Source organism: Micromonospora sp. NPDC049089, from assembly GCF_040648775.1.
Taxonomy (GTDB): Bacteria; Actinomycetota; Actinomycetes; order Mycobacteriales; family Micromonosporaceae; genus Micromonospora.
This window is the reverse complement of the sequence record NZ_JBEZEH010000032.1, coordinates 1-21,993: the sequence shown is the minus strand read 5'-3', so window position 1 is coordinate 21,993 and position 21,993 is coordinate 1. Positions and strand designations below refer to the sequence as shown.

Here is a 21,993-nt window from a genome sequence, read left to right as displayed (position 1 = left end):
CTCAGTCGCGGTACACGGCGACCTGAAGCTCGGTGACGCCCTTCTCCGGGGTGTCCGGGCAGTAGTCGAGGTAGACCTCCCGGGCGAAGCCGTCGGTGCGGTAGCCGTTCGCCTCGATCCACCGGGCGAGCGCCTGCATGCTCGGCTCGACGTCGTCCATCGCCCCGTGATGGATGGTCGTCGCGGCGGTGCGCAGCTCCGGCAGGTCACGCACCGTGACGTCGGGCGCCGCGGACGGCTCGACGTCGACGAGCACACCGGCGTGGACGACGACAGCGTCGCCGCCCGGGTCGACGGGCTCGTACCAGGCGATGCTCGGCCCCGTCGGGGTGATCCCGGCGGCGGTCAGCCGACGGAACAACTCCGGGTAGAGCGGCTGGATCACCGGGCCGATGTCCTCACCCTGGTAACTAGGCGCGACGGCGATCAGCTCCGCCACGCGGACCGGCGCGATCTCCTTGAGGACGACGTCCTGGGCGGTCATCCGACCCTCCGACTCGATCATCCGAAGCCTCGCCTCGACGGCCGTGAGCCGGGCCGTGTCGGCGGCCAACTGTTCCGCCAGCTGGCTCCGGCGCAGCCGCAGCATGCCGCGCAGCTCGGCCACGTCGACGGCGTCGTCGACGATGGAGCGCACCTGTTCGAGGGTGAGGCCCAGCTCCTTGAGGGCGATCACCCGGTTGAGCCGGCGCAGCTGGTCGGCGCGGTAGAAGCGGTAGCCGGTGTGCGGGTCGACGCTGGCGGGGGGCAGCAGGCCGATGCTGTCGTAGTGGCGCAGCATCCGCACCGACACCCGGCCGAGTCTGGCGAAGTCTCCGATGGTGAACATGGCCCCCTCACACTCGTCCCTGACACCGTGTCAGAGTCAAGCGTGGCGTGCGGGGCAGCCGTCAGTGGCGGGCGGGGCGCGGGCCGACCAGCCGGCGGACCATCGGAGCGGCGTTCCACTTGGCCGCGCCGACCAGGTCGCGGGCGTGCTCCAGGACCGTGTAGTCGGGTCGGGTCAGCCCGTCGGCGATGGCCCGGTCCAGGTCGTTGCCGCAGCGGCTCAGCACGGTGTCGAAGTCCCGGCGGACCGGCTCCTGCAGGTCGTAGCCGAAGGAGCGGTGCAGCCGGGCGAAGAGCGGCTTGTACAGCCGGACCCGCTCGTGCAACCCCGACGAGTACGACATCGGGTTCTTCGGACGGCGGAGGATGTAGTCCGGCAGCACGTCGGCGAACGCCCGCCGGACGATCCACTTCTCCTGCCCGTGGCGCAGCTTCAGATCCACCGGCAACCGCATCGCCAGCTCCACCACGCTGAGGTCGAGGAACGGCACCCGGGCCTCCACGCCGTACGCCATCGCGGCCCGGTCGACGCGCTGCAACTCGGTGCGGCACAGGTTGCGGATCCGGTGCAGGAACAGTCGGCGGGCCGCCGCCGGGGCGACCTGGTGATACATCGGGTACCCGCCGAACAGCTCGTCGGAGCCGTCGCCGGTCAGCACCACCTTGATGCCCAGATCGCGGAGCCGCCGGAAGATCGGCACCGAGACGACCGCGTTGATGATGTCGCCGTACTCGGTCAGCTCGGAGATCCGGACGGCCTCGCGGACGTCGGCGAGCCGGATGTCGCGCGGGCGCAGTTCGACCACCACGTGTGGCACGTCGAGGTCGGCGGCCAGCCGCCGGGCGTACGCCACGTCGGGGCTGTCCGCGACGCCGACTGTCACCGCGACGCAGTCCGGGTGAATGTCGCGGACCTGCCGCAGGGTCAGCGAGCTGTCCAGGCCACCGGAGAGCACCACCCCGACGGTCAGGTCGGTCTCCACCCGCATCCGGATCGAGTCGCTGAGCGCGGCGCGGACCAGCAGCGCGGCCTCGTCCGGGTCGTCGATGACCGGCAGGCCGTCGGCGATGGTGAGCAGGTCGACGTACGGGCTCAGTCGCACGTGCCCGTCCGCCTCCGCCCAGCCGTGGTGCCCGGGCGGCACCTCGGCGATCGGGGTGCCGTGCCCGACGAGTGCCTTGACCTCGGAGGCGAGGTGCAGGCAGCCGGGTCGACGGGACCAGTACAGCGGCTTGACCCCGAGCGGGTCGCGGGCCAGGTACGCGCGGCCGGTGGCCCGTTCGACGACCGCGAAGGCGTACTCGCCGCGGAGTCGGGTTGCCGCCGCCTCGCCCCACTGCTGGAACGCGGCGAGCAGCACCTCGGTGTCGCTCTCGGTGCGGAAGGTCTGCCCCAGGCGGGTCAGCTGCGCCCGCAACTCCCGGTGGTTGAAGATTTCGCCGTTGAAGCAGAGCAGCCACCGCTCGTCGGTCGACGTCCACGGCTGCACCGCCCGGTCCCGGTCGACGATCCGCAGCCGCCGGGTGCCGGCGAGCAGCCCGCTCTCGGACCGGGTCTCGGTGACCTCACCACGCGGGGCCAGGGCGGCGAGCATCCGCCGGAAGGTCGCCGGGTCGGCCTCGGGGCCGATACTCAACGCGATGCCGCACACCGGCTCAGACCCCCATCTCAGCCTCGTAGGACCGGCGTAGACGACGCCGGGCGGTGGGCGCGAGACAGAGGTGCCAGGCCTGCCCCTCGTCGATCACGTTCAGCTCACCGGCCTCCTGCCGGCTCAGCAGCAGTTCCGCCAGGGCCTCGCGCGCGCCGAAACGCTCGAACCAGGCCAACTCGACGTCGGCCGAGTAGCCGAGGCAGTGCCCGCTGGGCAGCATCGCCGCGTAGCCCAGACGGCGCAGCCGGTACTGGTGTTCTGCGCTGCGGACCAGGCTGGTCACCCAGAGCGGCGGGGTGGCCGGCGGCGCGACGGCGGAGAACTCCCGTCCGATGTCGTTGAGCAGCGCCACCACCTCGCGCCGGGCGCGGCGGAACAGCAGCCCCGCGGTGCGCGGGGTGGCGTCGGGTCGCAGCCGGCGACGCAGCCCGCGGGCGGCCCGGCCCAGTATCGTGGCGGGCTGCTCCTGGTAACGGAAGCGCAGCAGGTCGCGGCGGCGCAACCATTCCAGGTCGACCAGCTCGGGACTGCCGTTGACCTGGTCGTCGGTGACGAAGGTCGGCGCGTCCTGCCACCACAGCACGTCGATGCGGGAGAGCAGGTAGATCCGGACCAGCGCGCTGAGGTCGGTCGCCGACGTGCGCTCGTTCGGTTGGTAGCGGGCCATCTCCAGCAGCAACGTCTCGCGCGCGCCGATCAGCCCCTGCGGGGTGGCGTCGAGGACGGCGGCGAGCGCCGGTTCCCGCAGCCGCTCGTCGATGAGCACCTGCCGGGCCCGGGTGCTCGCCGCGTCGGCCAGTGCGCCGACCTCGACCAGCAGTTCGGCGACGGAGGCCCGGTAAGCGGGCAGGTCGGGGGCGGGGGCGGACACGCGGCGGGGGGTCGCACCGGAGGGTCGACGGCGGGCCGGGGCGGTGGGCGACGGAGGCGAACCGGGCTGCTGTCCCGGGCTACGGCTGGGCACTCGCATGACGGGTCCCTCTCTCCGGTCACGGCACTGGGTAGGTTCGCCCTGAAACACACCGTAATCATCGGGACCGGAACGGACCGAACATTCCTCCTATCTCCCCTCGAAGGGTGCGCGGACGACGCACCGGCCCCAGGCGGTGGCACGGTCAATGTGGTGCCTTTGGAGCATGAGCCAAGCCAAGCCAAGCCCTCCCCGCACCGCGAGCGCTCAGGCCGCCGCTGTCAGTCGCCGCCCCTGGGCACCAGGGCCTGCACCTCGGCGTACGACGGCAGTCCTCCCGCAGCGGTGGGCCCGCCGCCGCGGACGGCGTCGGCGGCGGCGAGCGCGGCGCCCAGCGCGGCCCGGAACAGCAGCGAGCCGGTGCTGACCCGGGCCACCCCGGCCCCGCCCAACTCAGCCAGCCCTGGGCCGCCCGGCTGGTACAGCGCGTTCACCGGAGCGTCGATCCGCTCGGTGAGGACGCGCAGGGTGGCCAGGTCGGCGGTCCCGGGCACGAAGATCCCGTCCGCACCCGCCATCCGGTAGGCATGTGCACGGGCGAGGGTCTGCGGCAGTGGTTCGTCCACCCCGAGCCACCAGGTGTCGGTGCGGGCGTTGACGAACAGCTCCGGCACCGCCGCCTTCACCGCCACAATCTTGGCAGCGGCGACCTCGGTGTCGGCGAGGGTGCCGTCGGCCCGCCCGTCCTCCAGGTTGATCCCGACCACGCCGAGCCCGGCCAACTCCCTGACGTACTCGGCGACCTCGGCCGGGTCGTCGCTGAATCCGGCCTCCACGTCCACGCTGAGCAGTACCGGCAGCTGAACCAGCCGGCGGGCCAGGGCGAGGGTCTCCGCTGCGGTGGCCGCGACGCCGTCGGGAAGGCCGGCGGTCGCGGCGACCCCGAGGCTGGTGGTGCCGATGGCCGGATGTCCACGCGCGGCGAGCGCCGCCGCCGAGGCGTGGTCCCATGCGTTGGGCAGCAGCAGGGGGCGGCCGGCGCGGTGCAGGGCGTGGAACGCGGCCTGACGTTCGATCATCGGGCGCTCACCTCCAGGGTTGTCGGCACCCGCAGGGTCGGGTGCGGTTCGTAACTCATCGGGGTGAGGCCGCGCCGGCAGCGTTCCCGCAGCACGTCGAGCACACCGGTGGCCAGCGCGAGGGCGTGCCGGTCGCCGGGGCAACCCCGCTCCCCCGTCCCGAAGGTCAACTGCCCGGCACCGGGCCGACCGGGCCGGAACGTCGCGGGTTCGGTGAACACCTGCGGGTCACGGTTGGCCGCGTCGAAGCGCAGCAGCACCGGGCTTCCGGCCGGCAGATCCCGCCCGCCCAGCCGTACCTCGTCGACGGTGACTCGTCGGGTGGCCCGGACCGGCGGGTCGAGGCGCAGCACCTCGGCCAGCAGGTCGGCGGTCCGTGCCGTGGTCGGCACACCCGGGGGCAGCAGGTGATGGGCGGCGGCGCCGATCAGGCCGGCGGTGGCATCACACGCCTGGACCAGCAGACCGATCAGGTTCGCCCGTACCTCCGGCGGACCCTGCGGCGCGAGCGCCAGCAGCGCCGTCACCGCCCCGTCGGCCCGCGCGGTCAGGGCCGGGTCCACCCCCGGGTGGTACGCCGCCGCGACGACCGCGACCGCCGTCCCGACGGCTGCCGGATCAGCGAAACCGAGGCGATCGGCCAACGTCCGCAGCGGCACCGGCCGGGCCAGTTCCCGCATCACGTCGACGCTGTCGCCGGCACGGTCGAGAACGGCCACGGTCAGCCGCACCGCATCCAGTCGCAGGTCGTCCGGGGCCAGCGGGGCCAGCGCGCGCACTGCGACCGCCCGACGGTCGGCGTGCCGTAGCGGTGGACTGAAGCGGCTGACCGTGGCGCGCAGCCAGGCGAGGGTGCCGGGCGGACCGGTGTCGACGGCAGGCACCTGGAACGCCGGGTCGGTCAGCGCGGCGCGCACGTCGGCGTGCCGGGTCACCCACCAACCGCGTTCCGGTTCGAACGAGGGCGGTCCACACGAGGGTGTTCCCGGGGCGGGCGCGATATGCGGCCAGGTGTCAGTCACCGCCCGACCGTAGGGCGCGAACCGTTCGCCCCACACCGAACGATCCCGCCACTGTCACCCGCTGCTCGCCGGTCAGGCGCGACCGCTCGTGGGCGGCGGGACTACCGGCGGGTCGAGGGTGTGTTCGGGGATGGCCAGGGCCGCGGCCAGGCCGGGGCGGCCGGTGGGAGTCAGACGGACGGCGCGGCCTATGCCCTGGCTGATCCAGCGCAGCTCGGTGAAGCGGCGGCAGAGCGCCGCGCCGAGCGCCCCGGCCAGGTGCGGGCGGCGTTCGGTCCAGTCCAGGCAGTCGCGGACCACCGGGCGGCGGGCGACGCGCAGCACGTCCACGGGTACGCCCAACCCGGCCGCCCAGGCCCACCCGTCGGGCGTGAGCGCCAAGCCACTGGCCCGGTCGAGTCGGCGCTCGCTGAGCAGCGCGTCGTACATCAACACGCCCAGCCGCCCGGCGAGGTGGTCGTAGCAGGTCCGGGCGTACACCAGGGAAGCGCTCGCGGTCGCCGCGCGCAGCGACCCGGTCGGTGTGGGCGTGGCCGGGGCGTGCCCGGCCAGGTCCTCGATGAGCTGGGCCACCGACGGCCCGGCCAGCCGCAGGTAACGGTGGCGGCCCTGCCGCTCCTCGACGAGCAGCCCACCGCGGACGAGTCGGGTGAGGTGGTCGCTGGCCGTCGACGGGGCGACGCCGGCGCGCCGGGCCAGCTCACCGGCGGTCCATGCCCGCCCGTCGAGCAGCGCCAGACACATCCCGGCGCGGGTGCCGTCGGCCAGCAGGGCCGCCAGCTCGGCCATCCCCCGACCGTCGGTGCCAACGCTCATCGCCCCAGTGTAGGAAGCAGGCGCCGAGCCGATGAACAACGACCCGGGGGCCTCCGTCACGTGGACGAAGGCCCCCGAGCTGGTGGTGCCGAGGCTCAGGACTTCGGCGTCGGAATCAGGTGTGCGGTGAAGCTGACCGCCGACGGGCTGGCCTTCGCTGCCGCCATCCCACCGGGGGCGGCGAACCGCCGGTCCAGCGCGATGGTGGTGTTGTTCCGGTTGCGGTAGACCACCACGAAGCCGGTTCCGCCGGAGTTCTGGATCGGCGCGATGGTGGGATCGGTGGCGGCGGTGGCGGCGGTCGGGTCGCTCGGGTTCTCGTACAGGCGCAGCCACTCACCAAAGGTGCTGGAGCCCTGCTCGGTCTCGTACACCCGGTACATCTCGTTGTCGGGCCCGCGGGCGACGACAGCGATCCGGCCCAACGCCGGGTCGAGGATCGCGGCCGGGGAACCGGCTGCGGTGAACGTACCCACCGTCTGCCAGGTCGCCGGCCAGGCCCCACCCAGTTCCTGCTTCTTCATGATCAGCGAACCGTCGGCGGCACGGGCCACCACGGCGGTCCGGTAGCCCTGGTTGATGAAGGCGGCTGGCACACCGGTCACGTTTCCGCCGAGGTCGACCCACGCACTGAGGGTGCCGTCGGTGGAGTAGAGCGCGGTCTTGATGGTGCCGGTCATGGTGGTGGCGACCAGTCGGACACCGGCATCGACCTTCACCAGAGTGACGCCGCCGGTGAGGTCGACGTCACCGAGGCTCTTCCACGACGCAGCCGTCCCGGTCTGTCGGTAGTGCCAGAGGCGACCATCGACGTCCACGGCGAAGAGCACGCTGGTGCCGTCGGCGAGGGTGACCGAGGCGGGCCGGCCCACCATGGTGCCGCCGAGGTTCCCGGTCGTCGCCCAGGTCGCGGCGTTCGCCGCCGTCTGGGCACCGGTCCACACGGTGCCGGTGGTGTGCAGGGCGCTGATCTGCACCTGCTTGGTGCCGTTCTGCACATTCAGGGCGGGCTGCCCGGTGAACGCCTCCGCACCGAACTGGGGAATGTGCTGGACGCTGCTGAAATCGTCCGGGTTCTGCTGGTGGACGACCCGCACCTGCCCGGTGTTGTCGGTGTGCGCGTAGACGATGACCCCGAGCGAGCTGCCGTCGCTCGGCTCCCCCTGCAACGCCGTCGAGCGGGAGAAGGACTCGGTCGGCAGGAACGGCATCGGGTCGGCGTACCAGCCCTGCAGGTCGACCACGATGTGCACGGTCCCGCTGCTGGCGTTCCTGATTTGGACCTTCCCCTCGGTGCCCAGCTTGGTCACCACGATGCTGGACCGGGCGACGTGCGCGGCGGGGAAGTTCGTCGTCGACGCAACGTTCAAGGCGCTGCCCAGGGGCGTGACGTTGAAGAACCCGTCAACAGTCGGGGCGACCGCGTGCACATTGAGGACGGCCGCGGCGATGCCACGGGTCGGCAGGCCGTTGGTGCCCGCGACCGCGACATCGACTGTGCCGTAGGCGGGCACCGGCTGGGCGCCACTGGGGAAGCGGCTGTCGTACAGGGTGGTCGCCGGAACCGTGCGCAGGCCGGCACCGGTGGTCGGGCTGCCGGTCCAGTAGCCCTGGACGGTGATGGCGACGTGCACGGCCTGCCCGCGATTCTCCAACACCACTGCGCCGCCGGCACCAGGGTTCAGCTTGACGACCATCCCCATCGAGGTGGCGCCCTTGGCGTAGTCGATGCCGGTCTCCGCAGCCGTGCTCGATCCGACGGTCAACCAACCGTTGCCGGTCGCGCCGACGACCACGACGTCCAACATGACGGCCGTCGCGGAACTGGGCACGAGCCCGCTGCCGGAGATGTTTGCGGTACGCGTTCCACGGGTGGGCATCGTGCCGGCGGTGATTCCCTGTCCGGTCCGGCTGTCGACCACCCGAGTGTGGTTCACCGGCACGAAACCGGAGCCGATGCTGCCGGTGGCGGTGGTGAAGTAGCCCACCACGTCCACGCGGATGTGGACGTTGCCGCCCGCGTTGCGCACCGCGAGCTTGCCGTTCGTGCCGGGCTTGACCACCGCCGAGTTCGTCATGACCTCACCGATGGAGGCGTTCATGGCCGAAGCCTTCGGGTCCGTCAGGTCCGGGTAGATGGTCAGGAACGTGTTGGCGGTCGGGTAGATGGCCGTCACGTCGACCATCAACGCGCTGACCCCGCTGCTCGGGATACCGGCGATGCCTACGGCGTTGAACGTGGTGACGGACTTGGCGCCCCGAACACCCGTGGTGCCGCCGGTGCCGTCCCGGGTGTCCAGAAGGGGCACGCTGTCGATCGGCACGAAATCACCACCCCTACCGGCCGCGTCCGCGTGCGCTGTTGCAGGGCCGAGAACCACTGCCGCCATCCACGCCGTGAGAGCTAGAACAAGGCCGAGCGGCCCAAATAGCCGCAGTTTTCGCCGTTCTTGATGACCCATATTAACTCCCCGAGACTAAAGCGAACAATTCAACTCGAACATGTTGGCGCAGACCGCCTCAGCTTGCGGCTACTGGCGTGACGAAGCCTATCGAGGAAGCGAATACTTCACCAACTTCGGGCAATACCCTCAGGAACTCCCCGCACAATTTAAATCGAGGGACACGCAAATCCTGAAACGGCGTAGCCAAACACAACAGTGTTCGCCTATTTGGGAAAAAGGGAAATAACTTCCTCAACTCCCGACCCGGGATCGACTACCGCGTCAAAGTTGTAACTGTCGTCGCAGAGAATCACGGCACGGTCGTCAGGCACCAAGCGTCGGTACCAGGCGACGAATTCCGCTACCGGTCGCTCTTGTCCGTCCAGATAAATACACTGTCCAGACTCGTGCGCCGATCCCTCAACTTGATCCTTCCCGGCACCATGGATCCAGCTGACCTCGCGGGCAGGATCCTGCCCGTCTACCGATTCAACCACCACGACCGAAGGCCAGTCGTTATGCAGCGCTTGGATAAGGTCTGCTCCGCTCAAGGACCACTCATCATCCTGAATCAACGCTAGATACACTACATGCCCTACCTAACGACAACTTCGCCTGGAATGCCGAACTTACTCATGACGCCCTCGAAATAGGGTACCGCACCGGATTCATTAGTGATAACCCGGAGGCTCTCGAAAGGATTGGCAGGATCGGCAATCACGTCGGCGTACCTGCTGAACTCACTCTCGGTCTTTGCGTTGATGAAGCCCCTAATCTTGTCGGGTATCCCTGAACCTGGAACAAAGGGACTGCGACCGGGGTTGCCGACATACTTTGCATCCAGCAAGGTGCTAATTCCTTCAATGCCATCCGCCCAGACCCGCGCGCCGCCGCCAACGCACAACTGCTCACAGGGGCCGGTGTGAGCCACCTGATACGCCTGACTCGGGCCACTGCCCACAGCGGCTCGCGTATTAACAACTCCGGGCCGAAGGGGGCCCATACCACAGTTGTGAACAAGGACTGGAGAGTCGCCGGCAAGCACATAGTAGGTGTGGATGGCATCGACGGTCAGGTTGTGGACCTGGCGATATTCCGTCCACTTTCGAGTTGCAACAACGGATGCTGGCCGGTGGTCGGCCGTTTCGAAGATGTAGCCGCTCTCCAGGTCCTTCGCTTCGACCCACCGGTTTTGATCGGCGACCCAGAACGGGTGGCCGGCCGTAGCGGTCACCTTCTCCGTCCGATCACCCTGCTTGCCATCGGTGTCGACAGTTATCTCGACAAGATCCTTACTGCCTGCACCGACGATGAGCGCGGTAACCGCACGCTCCTCCGTACGTCCCGTCGTGGGATCGGTTGCGAGAACCTTGTCTCCAACCTCCACCTGGTCGATTCGCTTGGAGCTGCCGTCCGCCATCAGCACCCGGGTTTCGCCGGTGAAGCTGTTGCTACCGCACTTACCAAGCAGGCCCCGACCAATGCTGCGGGCCTCGCCCATGCCCGCGTTCAGCGCCTTGCTGCCGGCCGACCGGAGCCCCCCGCTCAGCCCGCGGATACCAGCACCCAACGCCTGGCCGCCGATGGACCCAAGTGCACCACCGAGGGCGCCGGTGAGGCCGCCCATGGCGGTGGCGCCGGCGAGGTCCCAGCCGCGCTTGCCGTCCATGTAACCGGTGACCGCCGAGCCGACCGCACCGGCGAGCGCCCCGCAGGCCACCGCCCCGACGCCGGTCCAGCCGATGGCCGCGCCGCAGCCCAGGCCGACGATGGCACCGACGGCGAAGCCAGCGATCTCGGCGGCGTGATCCTCGACGAACTGGGTCGCCTTGTGCCACATCTTCTCGGCGCCCTCGACGAGCGGCGTCAGCTTCTGTGCGGCCGCCAGCCATAGGTTCTGGCTGTACTTCTTTGGGTCCTGAATAGCCATGGTGGTGACCGCGACGACGCTCGCGGCCATCTTGAAGCCGGTGGAGACCACCTTGCCGAGCGTGATGAGTGGCTTTGTCAGGGCCTGGATCACCGGCAGCTTGGTGAACTTGACAGCTTGTTGGATGGCCGACTTCGCGGCGGCGGTCACCGCGACCTTGGCCTGATAGATACGCTGCGCGATGAGTTGCTTCTGTTGTTTTGCCCAGTCGGCGGCGCGAGCGACCTGGTTGAGTCCGGATTGGATCTTGCTGCCGACGTAGCGGACGGCGTTCATCGTCTTCTCGCCGATCCACTTCGCGGTGCTGGAGATGACCCGGCCAACCGCCTTGAGACCGGACACGGCGAGGTTGTAGCCGTAGGAGATCACGCTCCTGGCGCCGTTGTAGATCGAGGCGCCGATGTTGTATGCCGTGTTGACGACATTGGACGTGATATTCACGGCCGCGCTGGCGGCGCGCTTCATCCAGCGCGGCCAGTGGCCGTCCGGGTCGTCGAAGTCCAGCGGGGCGCCAGCACCGTAGGTGTAGCGGTTGGCCAGGATCGAGTCGCCGGAGGTGTAGTTGACGCTGTCCCGCGAGGTGAACGTGCCGGTGCCGGGCTGGTACCAGCGGGCGCCCATGTCGACCTGCCCGGTGTCCGGGTCGGTCCAGTCCCCCTGGAAGCCCAGCCGGCCGGTGCTGCCGGTGCTGGTCACCTTCTTGCCGAACGGGTCGTACGCGGTGGAGTCGTTGAGCGTGGACAGTTGGGTGTCGGCCGGGTTGATGGCCGCCACCACGTCACCGTGGGCGTCGGTCAGCGACAGCCGTTTGTTGGCACCCTGGACGGTGGCGAGCAGCTCGTCGTTAGGGCCGCGACCGTAGTACTCGTATCCGTCGTGCACCACCTCGTCGCCCAGCCCGCCGTAGACGAAGGAGTTGCCGGTGCGAGACGCGACCCGGTCCAGGCCGTCGTAGGTGTAGGTCTGGTTCTGCGCCCCGGTGAGCCGGTCGAAAGCGTCGAACGAGAACTGTTCGGCCAGGCCCGAGCTGGTGCGGGTCCGCAGGGTGCCCCGCGCGGTGTACGCGTAGGTGTAGTCGCCGTCGGAGAGCAGCCGGTTGCGTTCGTCGAAGGTCGCGCTCTTGGATCCGGCGCGAATCCGGTTGCCGCTGGCGTCCCAGGCGTACGTGACGGTCCCGGCCGGGCTGGTCCAGGAGATCAGCCGGCCGGCCTTGTCGTAGTCGTAGGTGTTGGCGCCGGCCCCGGCGGTGCCGGTGGTGTTCTTGCTGGTGAGGTGGCCGTTCAGGTCGAAGCCGTAGGTTACCGAGGCCACCGTCTGGCCGCCCGCGTTGCGCAGCACGTCGCTGGCGACCCGCCCGTAGTCGTCGTACCCGAAGGTGCGGACGCGGCCGGCGCCGTAGTCGACGGTCTTGACGTCACCGGCGGCGTCGTAGCCAAGCTTCTGCTGCTGGCCGGTGATGCTGTCGGTGAGCGTGTCGAGGCGACCCTTGACGTAGCCGAAGCTGGCCGTGCCGGTCAGGTCGGTGCGGCTGGTCACCCGGCCGTCGTCGTTGTAGTCGAAGCTCGCCGTGCCGGACGGGCCGGCGGTGGACAGCAGACCACCCCTGTCGTTCCAGTTGTACGTGTTGCTGCCACCGGGGGCGTTGACGCTCTTCAGCCGGCCGTCCTGGTCGTAGTCCAGGGTCCGGGTCGCGGTAGGGGTGTCACCCCCGGAACCGGTCTCCTCTGTCAGGCGGCCGGCCGCGTCGTAGGTCCGCATGCGGCTCACCCCACCCGGGGCGCTGAGCCGCACCGCGTTGCCGTCGGCGTCGTACGCGACGGTCCAGGTGCGGTCCGCGGCTGTCGGGTGGGTAGCCGTGGACGGCTCGATCGCCGACTCGGGCAGACCCAACGTGTTGTACGTGTAGATGGTGGAGTTGTTGCGGCCGTCGGTGTAGCGGGTCCGGTTACCGGCGGCGTCGTACCCGAAGGTGGTGGTGATCGGGTCGGCGTCGGTCGGCTCGATCTGCTTGACGAGCTGGTCCGCCGCGTCGTACTCGTAGGTGGTGACGGTGTTGTAGGGGTCCTTCGACGAGGTCATGTTGCCGGCCACGTCGTAGCCGTAGCTCTGGGTGCGCAGGACCGTGCCGTCGGCCTTGAGGTTCACGGTGCTGGTGCGGTTACCCAACTGGTCGTAGCCGCTCCGGGTGGTGCGGCCGAGGCCGTCGGAGACCCGGACCTGGCGGCCGGCGAAGTCGTACCCGAAGATCATGGCCTCGCCGGTCGGGGCGGTGCTGCGGGTGATGTCGCCGGCCCCGTTGAAGGTGTTGACAGTGGTCGCCCCGGTCGGGGACGACGACGAGGTCAGGTTGCCCGCGTCGTCGTAGACGAGCTTGCTGACCAGGTTGCGGGTGGTCGGCCGACGCTCGACGACGGTCTGGGTGACCTGCCGGTCGAGGTCGTCGTAGGTCGACTCGACCCGGGCACCGGTCGGGCCGGTGACCGACAGGACCTCGCCCGTGCGGGTGTAGGTGTAACGGGTAAGTGCGCGGTCGTCGTTGGTCTTCGACGGTTCGTCCCGGATGGTCAACCGGTTGAGCTGGTCGTACGTGTAGTTGGTGATGCCGGCCGGGTCGGTCTCCTCCAGCACGTTGCCCAGGGCGTCGTAGCGGCGCTTGTGCTCCGGGGTGACCGGCTGGGTCACACCGGGCGCGAGGTACATCGGCGCGAGGCTGCGCACCACCCGGCCGAGCTTGTCGTACTCCGAGGTGGAGACTCGCCCGAGCGGGTCCTTGACGGCGACCTGCTCGCCAAAGGTGTTGTAGCCGACCGAACTGGTCGGGTTGGTGGAGACGGCGGCGTTGCCGTCGCTCTCGGCCAGGACGGTCGGGCCGCTCTGCCCGACCTGGCGGCCCAGCTCGTCGTAGCGGAAGGTGCTGGTGAACTTCGCCTTGTCGGCGCCGCTCACATTGCCACGCGGGTCGGTGACGGAGGTACGCAGGCCGCGCCTGTCGTACGTGTAGCTGGTCACCCGGGTGCTGCTGCCGGCGGTGACCTTCTCGGTGAGCACGTTGCCGGCGTCGTCGTAGGTGTAGTCGACGACCTCGGAGGTGGCCAGTACCTCCCAGTTCAGGTTCGACGGGTTTCCGGTCCGGACCGTCTGCTTGACGTTGCCGTTGTAGTCGTAGGTGAAGGTGTTGGTCCGGCGCACCCCCGTCGGATCCAGCACGGTGCTCTTCACCTTGCCGGCCTCGTCCGGCGTATGGTCGGTGATCTGGGTGCCGTTGGCCCCGACCTTGCGGGTCACGTTGCCGGCCCCGTCGTAGGTGTTCTCCTCCACGACGTAGTCCCGCTTGGAACCGTCAGGGTTGCGGAAGTCCTTGAGGGTGATCTTCTCCAACAGGTCGTCGCGGTAGTACTTGTACTCCAGTCGCCGACCCATTGCGTCGGTGTCGCTGGCCAGCCGCCCGGCGAAGTCGTACGAGTAGGAGTGCAGGACCAGGTAGTCGCCGGTGCCGGTGCCGGGGGTGCCGGCCGGGTCACTGCGCCAGTCCCGCAGCCGCACCTCGGCCACCTTGTTCTGAGCGGTGTACGCCCAGTCATAGCGGTTGCCGTTGGCGTCGGTCATGGTCGTCTTGTTGCCGAACCTGTCGTACCCGTAGCTGGTTTCGTTGCCCTCCGGGTCGACGACCCGGACCGGCCGTCCCTCGTCGTCGTACTCGGTGCTGGTAACCCGCTCGGGGTCACCACCGAGCAGGTCGCTGACGGTGACCTTGGTGGGGTTGCCGTCGGCGTCGTACTCGTTGACGGTTCGGCTCTGGTGCTGCTTGCCGGTGACGGCGTCGGTGGTGACCGGGCCGGTGACGGTGGCGACCCGCGAGTGCCCGTCGTAGGTGATCGTGGTGGTGACGCCCGCGGGATAGGTGTCGGAGATGACCTTCTCGGTGATCCGTCGGCCGAGCGCGTCGTAGGTGTACTCGGTCACCAGCCCGGACGGCTCGGTCACCTTGTACAGGTCACCGTTGGCGTAGTACGCGTAGCTGGTGGGCTTGGTCTGCCCGTTGGTGATGCTGCTGGCCAGCAACCCGGCCGGAGGGATGCCGTTGACACCGGCCTCGCCGCCGCTGGTGTAGGTGTGGGTGACCTTGCTGAGGTCCGGGTTGGTCTGGGTGAGGAGCTGACCGGTGCGCTCCCGGTACGTGAAGGTGGTCAGGAACTTGTTGTCGGTCGGGCCGCTGGAGCGGCCGTCGCGCTGCTCCACCGCCAGGTCGATGCGCGGGTCGAACGGGTCGGTGATGGAAGCCGGATAGGTGTAGTAGTTCGTGAAGCACTGGGTGGACGTACGGCAGCTCTTGCGGGTGGCGAGACGCCCCCGGCTGTCGTACGTCATCTCCACCGTGTCACCGTTCTCGTTGGTGACCTTGCTCTGCTGGCCGTCCGCGTTGTAGGAGAACGAGCGGATGGCCATGCCGTCCAACGGGTGCCGCACGAAGATCGGCCCACCGGCGTCGCCAGGGATCACGGTGCAGAAGGCCGGGTCGTTCGGGTCGGGCTGGGTGCAGACCTCGGTGGGCGGCGGGCTCGGCGTCGGGCTGGTCTGCCCGGGGCGGTCCTCCTCGCGGGTCTCCAGTCCGAGCGGGGTGCCGGAGCGCAGCAGTCGACCGGCGAGCGCGTCGTACTCGTACAGGTAGGGGCGGTTGGCCGGGTCGAGGACCTGGACGCTGCGCCGCAGGTCGGTGTCGCCGCCGTAGACGGTTGGCTGACCCACCTTCCAGGTGCCGCCGTTGTCGTCGGTGTACTCCTTGACCCGGTCGGTGGCCGTGTCGTACTCGACCTCGGTGGCGACCCGGCCGCTGGGCAGGGTGACCCGGGTCAGCTGCTGGGCGGCCGGCTTCGCGTACTGGAAGTGCGCCTTGGCCGTGTCCGGGCCGATCGGGCGCGAGTAGACGGCGACCTCGTCGATGGTGCCGGCGAAGTAGCGCTGGGCGGTGCCGCCCCAGGCCGGCCAGGAACTGGGCGTGGTTGCCGAGGCGAGGCCGACCTGGTTGAAGGTCAGCAGCGAGTGCTCGATCGGCTGCCCGGCCAGGTCACCGACCTTGACCCCGTCGAGATACATGGTCTGGGTGTTGGCCATCGCGGAGAGCACCACATGGTGCCACTTGTTGTCGTTGACAGTGATGCCCGAGGTGATCGGTGCGATCGTGCCCGTGGCGAACTGGCCGCGCAGCTTGCCGTCGGTGCCGGTGTAGAGCAGCGGGACGCCGCTGGTGGCGGCGGTGCCGACGGCCTTGTCCTGGTAGCCGATGAGCGGGCCACCGGTCTGGGTCAGGCCGATCTTGAACCACAGCTCCACGGAGACGTCGCGGCTCTTCTTCACCAGCCCCTTGGGCAGCTCGAGGTAGGCCGAGGTGCCGTTGAAGGCCGCGGCGGTGCCGTTGGTGCCCTCCAGCACACCGGGCTGGCCCAGGGTGACGTTGTTGCGGTACGTGCCGGCGTCCTTGCCCAGGTTGATCGCCACGTCGCTGGCCGCGCCGGTGCCCTCGGCCTCGCCGAGGTGGTAGTACGAGTCGGGCTTGGCGTCAAGAACGGCGGTGCGGTAGTGCGAACCGGCCGCGTAGGCATAGTTGGTGCAGGCGGACTCCGGGCCGCAGACCTTGGTCAGCAGGTCACCCTCGTAGGTGTAGTTCCAGGTCAGCTTCGCGCCGTTGACCTGGTCGGTGCTGACCGTGGCGATGCGGTTGCCGTTCCAGGTGAAGGTCAGCGAACGGCCGGCGGTGTTGCTCTGGCTGTTGGAGACCTGGGCCCGGGCGAGCTTGCCGGTCATCGGGTCGAGGGTCAGGTTGACCGAGTGCCCGGAGTTGTCGGTGATCTTCTGAAGTTTGTAGAGCAGGGAGAACTGGTACGTGCTGCCGGTGCGGTCGACAAGCTTCCAGTTGCTGCTGTCGACGGTGAGCTTCGCGACCCGGCCCGGCGGCGGCGCGTACGTGCCGTCCGGGTTCTTGCCGAACCGCACCTCTTGGCCGTCCGGGTAGCGGACCACCACGTTGCCGGAGCCGTCGTTGTCAGGGACCAGCGTCATGTCGTACCGGCTGGACCAGCCGGCGCCGAAGACACCGGTCGTGCGGGGGTCGAGGCTGTTGTAGGTGCGGACCAGGTTCAGCTCCGGACCGACGGTCACCACCGTGGCGTCCACGGCGGAGGTGGCGAAGTTTCCGGTCTGAGCGTCGAACTCGCGACCCTGCTCGGCGTTGGGCGAGGTGGCGATCCGGGACAGCAGGTCCGGTTGTGGCACCGAACTGAGCATTGTCGAGTACGGCGAGATGACCTCATTGGCGCTGTCCTTGACGAAGGAGCGCCACAGGTAGCTCTTGCCCCAGACCATCCGGCCGGCGGGCACCACCCAGGACTGCTTGGCCTGGTAGCCGGAGTTGGTGCAGTTGGTCGCCGCACCGGCGTCGGTCTGGTCGCAGATCTCGAACTTGAAGGACAAGGTGGCACCGGGTGCGGCGTCGGTGTCCACGGCCCGGGCCCAGAGCAACGGGGTGAGCGTCGGGGCCTGGTACCCGTTCTCCGGGTAGAGCTCCTGCACGACCGGCGGAACGTCGAACACCTGGAGCACGATCCGACCGGGTGGCACCTGGTGGTCGGTGAAGACCGCTCCACCGGTACGCACCATGGTGAAGTCGAGGAAGTAGGAGCCGGGCTCCAACCGCTTGACCGTCGCGTCGAGGGTGACCTTCGCGCCACGGGCCAGGGTGGAGGGCAGGTTCGCCGCCCGCTGCTGGGTCACCGCGGCGCCGGTCTGCGCGTTGTAGACCCGGTACGCGAGGTAGTAGTTGGCCGGCGTCCACGCCTCGGCACCGAGGTTGGTGACCGTCACCTTCACCTTGCCGTCCTGGTTACGAAGGACGGCCGGCTCCGGAGTGGGCTTCGGGATCGCGTACCCGGCGTTGTACGGGCTGTGCGTGACGTAGAGCGCCGGCGGGTTCGCCGTGCCGGTACCGGCGAACTTCTTCCACGCCGAGGTGTCGGTGGTGGACGCGCGCAGCGAGAGACCGTTGTTGGCCTGCTGGCCGTTGGCCCAGCGCTGCACGAGGTTACGGCCGCCGACGCCGAGGTCGAACATCTCCCCGGCTGCCGGGCAGGCGGACTGGGGCTGGCCGAGGGCGACGTACCCGTGGGCGAACGAGCGGCTGACCAGCGCGCCACCCACTGCCGGCCCCGGGTATGAGTAGCCGGTGCCGGCCGACCAGGACCCGGTGACCGGGTGGACGCTGACCGCCCGCGCTTTGCAGGAAGCCGCGTCGAAGTTGACAGCGGAGAGCGCCGCCCCGTGGATGGTGTGGTTCTGGAGTCGGCTGACCAGGTTGCCGAACTTGAGGTAGGCCGCCGCGTTGGACCCGCCGGAGCGACCGACGAGCAACTCGCTGCTGCCGGACGTGGAGCTGTCTCCGTGCACGTACATGCTGCTGTCGGCGTTGATCGCAGCGACCGGCGGGCCGACGGTCGGGTCAACCTCGACCGGGTACTGCCGGGCCGGGTCGGCCAACCACGCCCGGTCGGGAGTGACCTTCAGCGCCGTCTGCCCACCCGTGGTGACCAGTTCGTACGCCACCTTGGTGGAGGTGGCGGGACCGGCCGTGCCGGTGCCGGCGTCCACCATGTAACCCGCCGGGATCACGCCGCGTTCACGCCCGTCGCGGTCACTGAGGACGATCTGACCGTCGACCAGCTTCGCGGTGAGGTTGCGCAGGCTCAGCGGGAACACGAACGAGGCGGGTGCCTTGGCCGAGCGCAGGACCAGGGTCTCCTTCACGCCGCCGGCCCGGGGCTCCAGACGCAGGTCGACGTCGGGGCGTACGCCGGGGTAGGTGACGGCGTTGCCGTCCACCCGGCCCGGCGCGTTGGACGCCTCGGCCAGACCGAACCCGAACTCGGTGTCAGCGTCGAAGCTCAGCCGGGCCACCTGACTCGCGGCACCGTTGCCGGCGAGGCGCAGACCGACCGAGTCGGCGGCGATCCCCCACCCGTCGGCGGTCGGCACCAGGGCGTGGTCGATGGGCGACCAGGTGCCGTCCGGCTTGCGGTAGTTGATCGGGGAGGAGGAGAACTCGGTGGTCTGGGTGCCGTCGGCGTTGTCGAAGACCCGCTGGTTGACGTCGCGCTCGGCCGGTCGTTCCCGGCTGGTTCGCTTGTCGAAGCCTGGGGCGTCCTCGACGGGTGCCGTCGCGACGGACGCCTTGTTGCGCCCCGGGGCGGGCTTGTCGGCGAGCTTGTGCAACGGGTACTGCCCGCGCATGGACTTCGGCAGGTCACGGTTGGGGCGTCCGGGTGTCACGTGAGCCTTCCCAGCCGCCGAGCCCCATGCCTGGTTCGGCTTCGCGCCGCCGCCACCCCGACCGGCGGAGGCCACACCGTCCCGGTCGCGGGCACCGCCCGCCGGCAGCGCCGTCACCCCGCTGCCGCCCAGGTTGAGCATCAGCACACCGGCCAGAGCGGCGGCCAGGACCGACCGGGTGGTGCCGGAGCCGAACATCGAACGTTGCCGGGGTAGCCGACCACGCAGATCGGTCAGCCGACCGCGCGGGTCGGGCAGACGGCGAATGCTGAAGGACATGGTCACCCCTGGATCGAGGACGGGCTACGAGGCGGAGACAGGCACGTGCCGGCCGCGAGACCTGCGAAGGCCCCACGAAGCCGGGTGTGGATCGCCGCTACCTCTTCACGGGCACGGCGTTACGACGCCGACTCATAGGTCGACGAGAATGTCAGAAAAGAGAAAGAGACAACTCGGGTGGACGGAATTCACGCGGGAGCGGAGCGCCCAACAATATTCGTGTCGCCTCGGCACGGCAGAATGCCGCCAAGTCAGCGGTCACAGCTTCACACCCCCGTGTGCTGCTACTCATCGATATGCCGCTGTAGGTTGCAGCACGCTCGATCGGCTGTCAAGCCGGAGTGGCGGCAACCTTCCTCATTTGCGCTACGACCTGGGGAGACTACTTTCCGTTAAGACTTCGACCATTTATAGCCTTAAGTCCGTTTGCTCCCTGCTCCGACCCGCCCCGAATGTCCATCATGGATGTTCCCGGACTTCTCGAACCGGGCCGAGCTTCCGCGCTTGGCAGGCGGCCCACGGTCGTGCATGATGGGCCGCGACCGTGGCGGATGGATCACTCACCGCGCACAGTGGACCCTCTGCGAATGTGGCGATCACCACAGACTGATCAATTCATTGCGGTCATTTTTATTCTTCTCGGGGGAGGATCACACAAACGTGTCCCAGTTAACCAAAGAGTCCACACCACGGACGTCTTCTCGGCGTCGGTCGCTGGCATTGACCGCCGCAGCGCTCATCGGCGCCGCCGGCCTCGTGGCACCGCTGCCGGCGTCTCCCGCGCAGGCGGCCACCGACGCCTTCAGCTGCACAGGGGCCGCGGCGTTCTTCAACTCGACAACGGCCGGCACGCTCTCCCGCCGCCAGTACAGCACCCCGGGCAAGGACGGCGGCACCTGGACGGCCGCTTCCACCGTCGGCCCCGGCGGTTGGCAGACGTTCGGCCGCCTGCTGGGTGGGCCGGACGGCCGGGTCTACGGCATCAACTCGACCGGACTCAACCGCTACCGATGGACGGGCAGCGACTGGGAACCCGTCGACGGCAAGCAGAACTGGATCATCAGTTCGAGCTTCACGAACTACGCGACAGCCAGCTACCGCAACAAGATCACTGTGGATCAGATCGGCGACTTCTACGCCGTCGACGCCCAGGGCAAACTGCGCTGGTACCGGTTCGACGAGCCGACGCGGAAATGGACCATCGACGCACGTGTCATCGACTCCGGCTGGGACCGGTACAACCTGATCGTGGCCGGTGCCCCCGGCGTCCTCTACGGCCGCACGTCCGACGGCAAGCTCTACCGACACCGGTTCGACCCGGCGAGTCAGCGGTGGCTCCTGCGGGACCGTCAGGTCGGTTCGAGCGACTGGCAGGGGTTCACCAAGGGGCTCTTCTCCGCCGGCGGAGACACGCTCTTCGGCATTCAGGCCGACGGTGATCTGTTCCAGTACCGCTTCCGCGAGGACAACCTGTCCTGGGCACTGACCGCGGACCAGATCGGCAACGGGTGGGCCGGCTTCCCGAACGTCTTCACCACCACCAACACCTGCCGGCAGGGGGCGATCACCAGCCCCGCGCTGCCCGCCACCCCGGTGCAGCAGAACGCCCCGTTGGCGGTCGTGCAGGCCCCGCCCGCCGGCACCGCGCTCGGCAGCCTGGAGATCGCCTACACCGACAACATCGGTCAACTGCGACACGGACGCGCGAACCCGGACTCGCTGTATTCGATCCAGTGGTCACCGGCGCCCGGCACCGAGGCGTACACGGGTAAGCCGTCGCTGGTCTCGGACGCCCAGAACCGGGTCACCATCGTTGCCCACGAGACCACCAGCAACGTGGGTTCGTTGACCCAGAAGACGCCGGCCATGCCGGACTGGAATCCGTGGCTCGCCCTCGGTGGGGCGATGCGCTCGGAGCCGACCGCCGTCCGGCTCTCCGACGACACCCGCGTGGTCTTCGCTCTGGACGCCGAGGGCGCACTGTGGCACCGGCGGCAGGACGGCACGGCCGGCGATCTGTTTCCGTGGACGCCGCTCGGTGGCACCGGCCTGACCGGGACGCCGGTTGCCGTGCCGGGCGCCGACGGCACCGCCACACTTCTGGTGGCCAACGCTGCCGGCACCCTGCAGGCCGCCACGTACAAGGGTGGCGCGCTGACCTCCGCCTGGACGGGGCTGGGTGGCACGGGCTTCGTGGACACGCCGAGCGTGGTGACACTGCCGGGCCGTCGCCTGATGGTGTTCGCCCGCCACACCGACGGAGTGGTCAAGAGCCAGTTGCAGAACATCGACGGCACCTGGCCCGGCACCTGGACCGCGGTGGGAGCCAGCGGGATCACGCCGGTCGGCTCCCCGTCCGCCGTCCTGAGCCCCAACACCGGCCGCGTCTCGGTGTTCACCCGGACGACCGACGACACCATCCAGCACAGCCGACAGACCGCCGCAGGCTCCACCGCCTGGGGCGACTGGGCCACGGCGACGGTACCGGACGAGACCTATCCGACCGACCCGACGGCATTCGTCTTCCAGAACTCCAACGGCATCCGACTCGGTTTCGTGAGCCGGACCGCCAACGGTTCGGTTCGGCTCTACGACACCGACGAGTCGGCTGCGTCGATCGCCACCCGGGCCGCCCCGGCGGCGGGCATCTCGTTCACGAGGCAGGAGATCCCGCAGCCGCGCGACAACTGACCAGGATGGGGCCGGCGGCCGTC

The 21,993-nt window shown here is 69.3% G+C and carries 10 protein-coding genes; 1 reads left to right on the top strand and 9 read right to left on the bottom strand.

Annotated elements, in window-relative coordinates; all coding sequences use genetic code 11:
• Nucleotide 1: 1 nt before the first annotated feature.
• From AB0B48_RS08380 to AB0B48_RS08340, 9 genes are all read right to left on the bottom strand, one after another.
• Complete coding sequence (locus AB0B48_RS08380) at nucleotides 2–829, bottom strand: MerR family transcriptional regulator (RefSeq protein ID WP_357197804.1); 828 nt, start codon at nucleotides 827–829, stop codon at nucleotides 2–4.
• 61 nt (nucleotides 830–890) lie between these two features.
• On the bottom strand, nucleotides 891–2,480 hold the full coding sequence (locus tag AB0B48_RS08375) for an asparagine synthase-related protein (RefSeq protein WP_357197801.1): 1,590 nt from the start codon (nucleotides 2,478–2,480) through the stop codon (nucleotides 891–893).
• A gap of 4 nt (nucleotides 2,481–2,484) precedes the next feature.
• Complete coding sequence (locus AB0B48_RS08370) at nucleotides 2,485–3,453, bottom strand: DUF5715 family protein (RefSeq protein WP_357197798.1); 969 nt, start codon at nucleotides 3,451–3,453, stop codon at nucleotides 2,485–2,487.
• A gap of 221 nt (nucleotides 3,454–3,674) precedes the next feature.
• Nucleotides 3,675–4,472, bottom strand: a complete 798-nt coding sequence (locus AB0B48_RS08365; protein WP_357197795.1) for an isocitrate lyase/phosphoenolpyruvate mutase family protein — start codon at nucleotides 4,470–4,472, stop codon at nucleotides 3,675–3,677.
• Nucleotides 4,469–5,494 (bottom strand): cytochrome P450, encoded by a 1,026-nt coding sequence (locus tag AB0B48_RS08360; RefSeq protein ID WP_357197792.1) that lies wholly within the window; start codon nucleotides 5,492–5,494, stop codon nucleotides 4,469–4,471. Before AB0B48_RS08360 ends, AB0B48_RS08365 begins: the two co-directional genes overlap by 4 nt.
• A 72-nt stretch (nucleotides 5,495–5,566) precedes the next feature.
• Nucleotides 5,567–6,310 (bottom strand): winged helix-turn-helix domain-containing protein, encoded by a 744-nt coding sequence (locus tag AB0B48_RS08355; protein ID WP_357197789.1) that lies wholly within the window; start codon nucleotides 6,308–6,310, stop codon nucleotides 5,567–5,569.
• A gap of 95 nt (nucleotides 6,311–6,405) precedes the next feature.
• On the bottom strand, nucleotides 6,406–8,634 hold the full coding sequence (locus AB0B48_RS08350) for a hypothetical protein (RefSeq protein ID WP_357197786.1): 2,229 nt from the start codon (nucleotides 8,632–8,634) through the stop codon (nucleotides 6,406–6,408).
• A gap of 344 nt (nucleotides 8,635–8,978) precedes the next feature.
• Nucleotides 8,979–9,305, bottom strand: a complete 327-nt coding sequence (locus tag AB0B48_RS08345) for a hypothetical protein (RefSeq protein WP_357197783.1) — start codon at nucleotides 9,303–9,305, stop codon at nucleotides 8,979–8,981.
• 44 nt (nucleotides 9,306–9,349) lie between these two features.
• The gene (locus AB0B48_RS08340; RefSeq protein ID WP_357197780.1) at nucleotides 9,350–19,279 is read right to left on the bottom strand and encodes a LamG-like jellyroll fold domain-containing protein; all 9,930 of its coding nucleotides are present in this window, start codon (nucleotides 19,277–19,279) and stop codon (nucleotides 9,350–9,352) included.
• Nucleotides 19,280–19,999: 720 nt separating this feature from the next.
• Here AB0B48_RS08340 and AB0B48_RS08335 point away from each other — a divergent pair.
• Nucleotides 20,000–21,970: a tachylectin-related carbohydrate-binding protein gene (locus tag AB0B48_RS08335; RefSeq protein ID WP_357197777.1), complete on the top strand. Its 1,971-nt coding sequence runs from the start codon at nucleotides 20,000–20,002 to the stop codon at nucleotides 21,968–21,970.
• Nucleotides 21,971–21,993 lie beyond the last annotated feature (23 nt).

What these genes read in the sequence shown, in the direction of transcription:
- AB0B48_RS08370 (WP_357197798.1), bottom strand. Translation starts at nt 3,453, where the DNA reads ATGCGAGTGCCCAGCCGTAGCCCGGGACAGCAGCCCGGTTCGCCTCCG.
- AB0B48_RS08380 (WP_357197804.1), bottom strand. Translation starts at nt 829, where the DNA reads ATGTTCACCATCGGAGACTTCGCCAGACTCGGCCGGGTGTCGGTGCGG.
- AB0B48_RS08355 (WP_357197789.1), bottom strand. Translation starts at nt 6,310, where the DNA reads ATGAGCGTTGGCACCGACGGTCGGGGGATGGCCGAGCTGGCGGCCCTG.
- AB0B48_RS08340 (WP_357197780.1), bottom strand. Translation starts at nt 19,279, where the DNA reads ATGTCCTTCAGCATTCGCCGTCTGCCCGACCCGCGCGGTCGGCTGACC.
- AB0B48_RS08365 (WP_357197795.1), bottom strand. Translation starts at nt 4,472, where the DNA reads ATGATCGAACGTCAGGCCGCGTTCCACGCCCTGCACCGCGCCGGCCGC.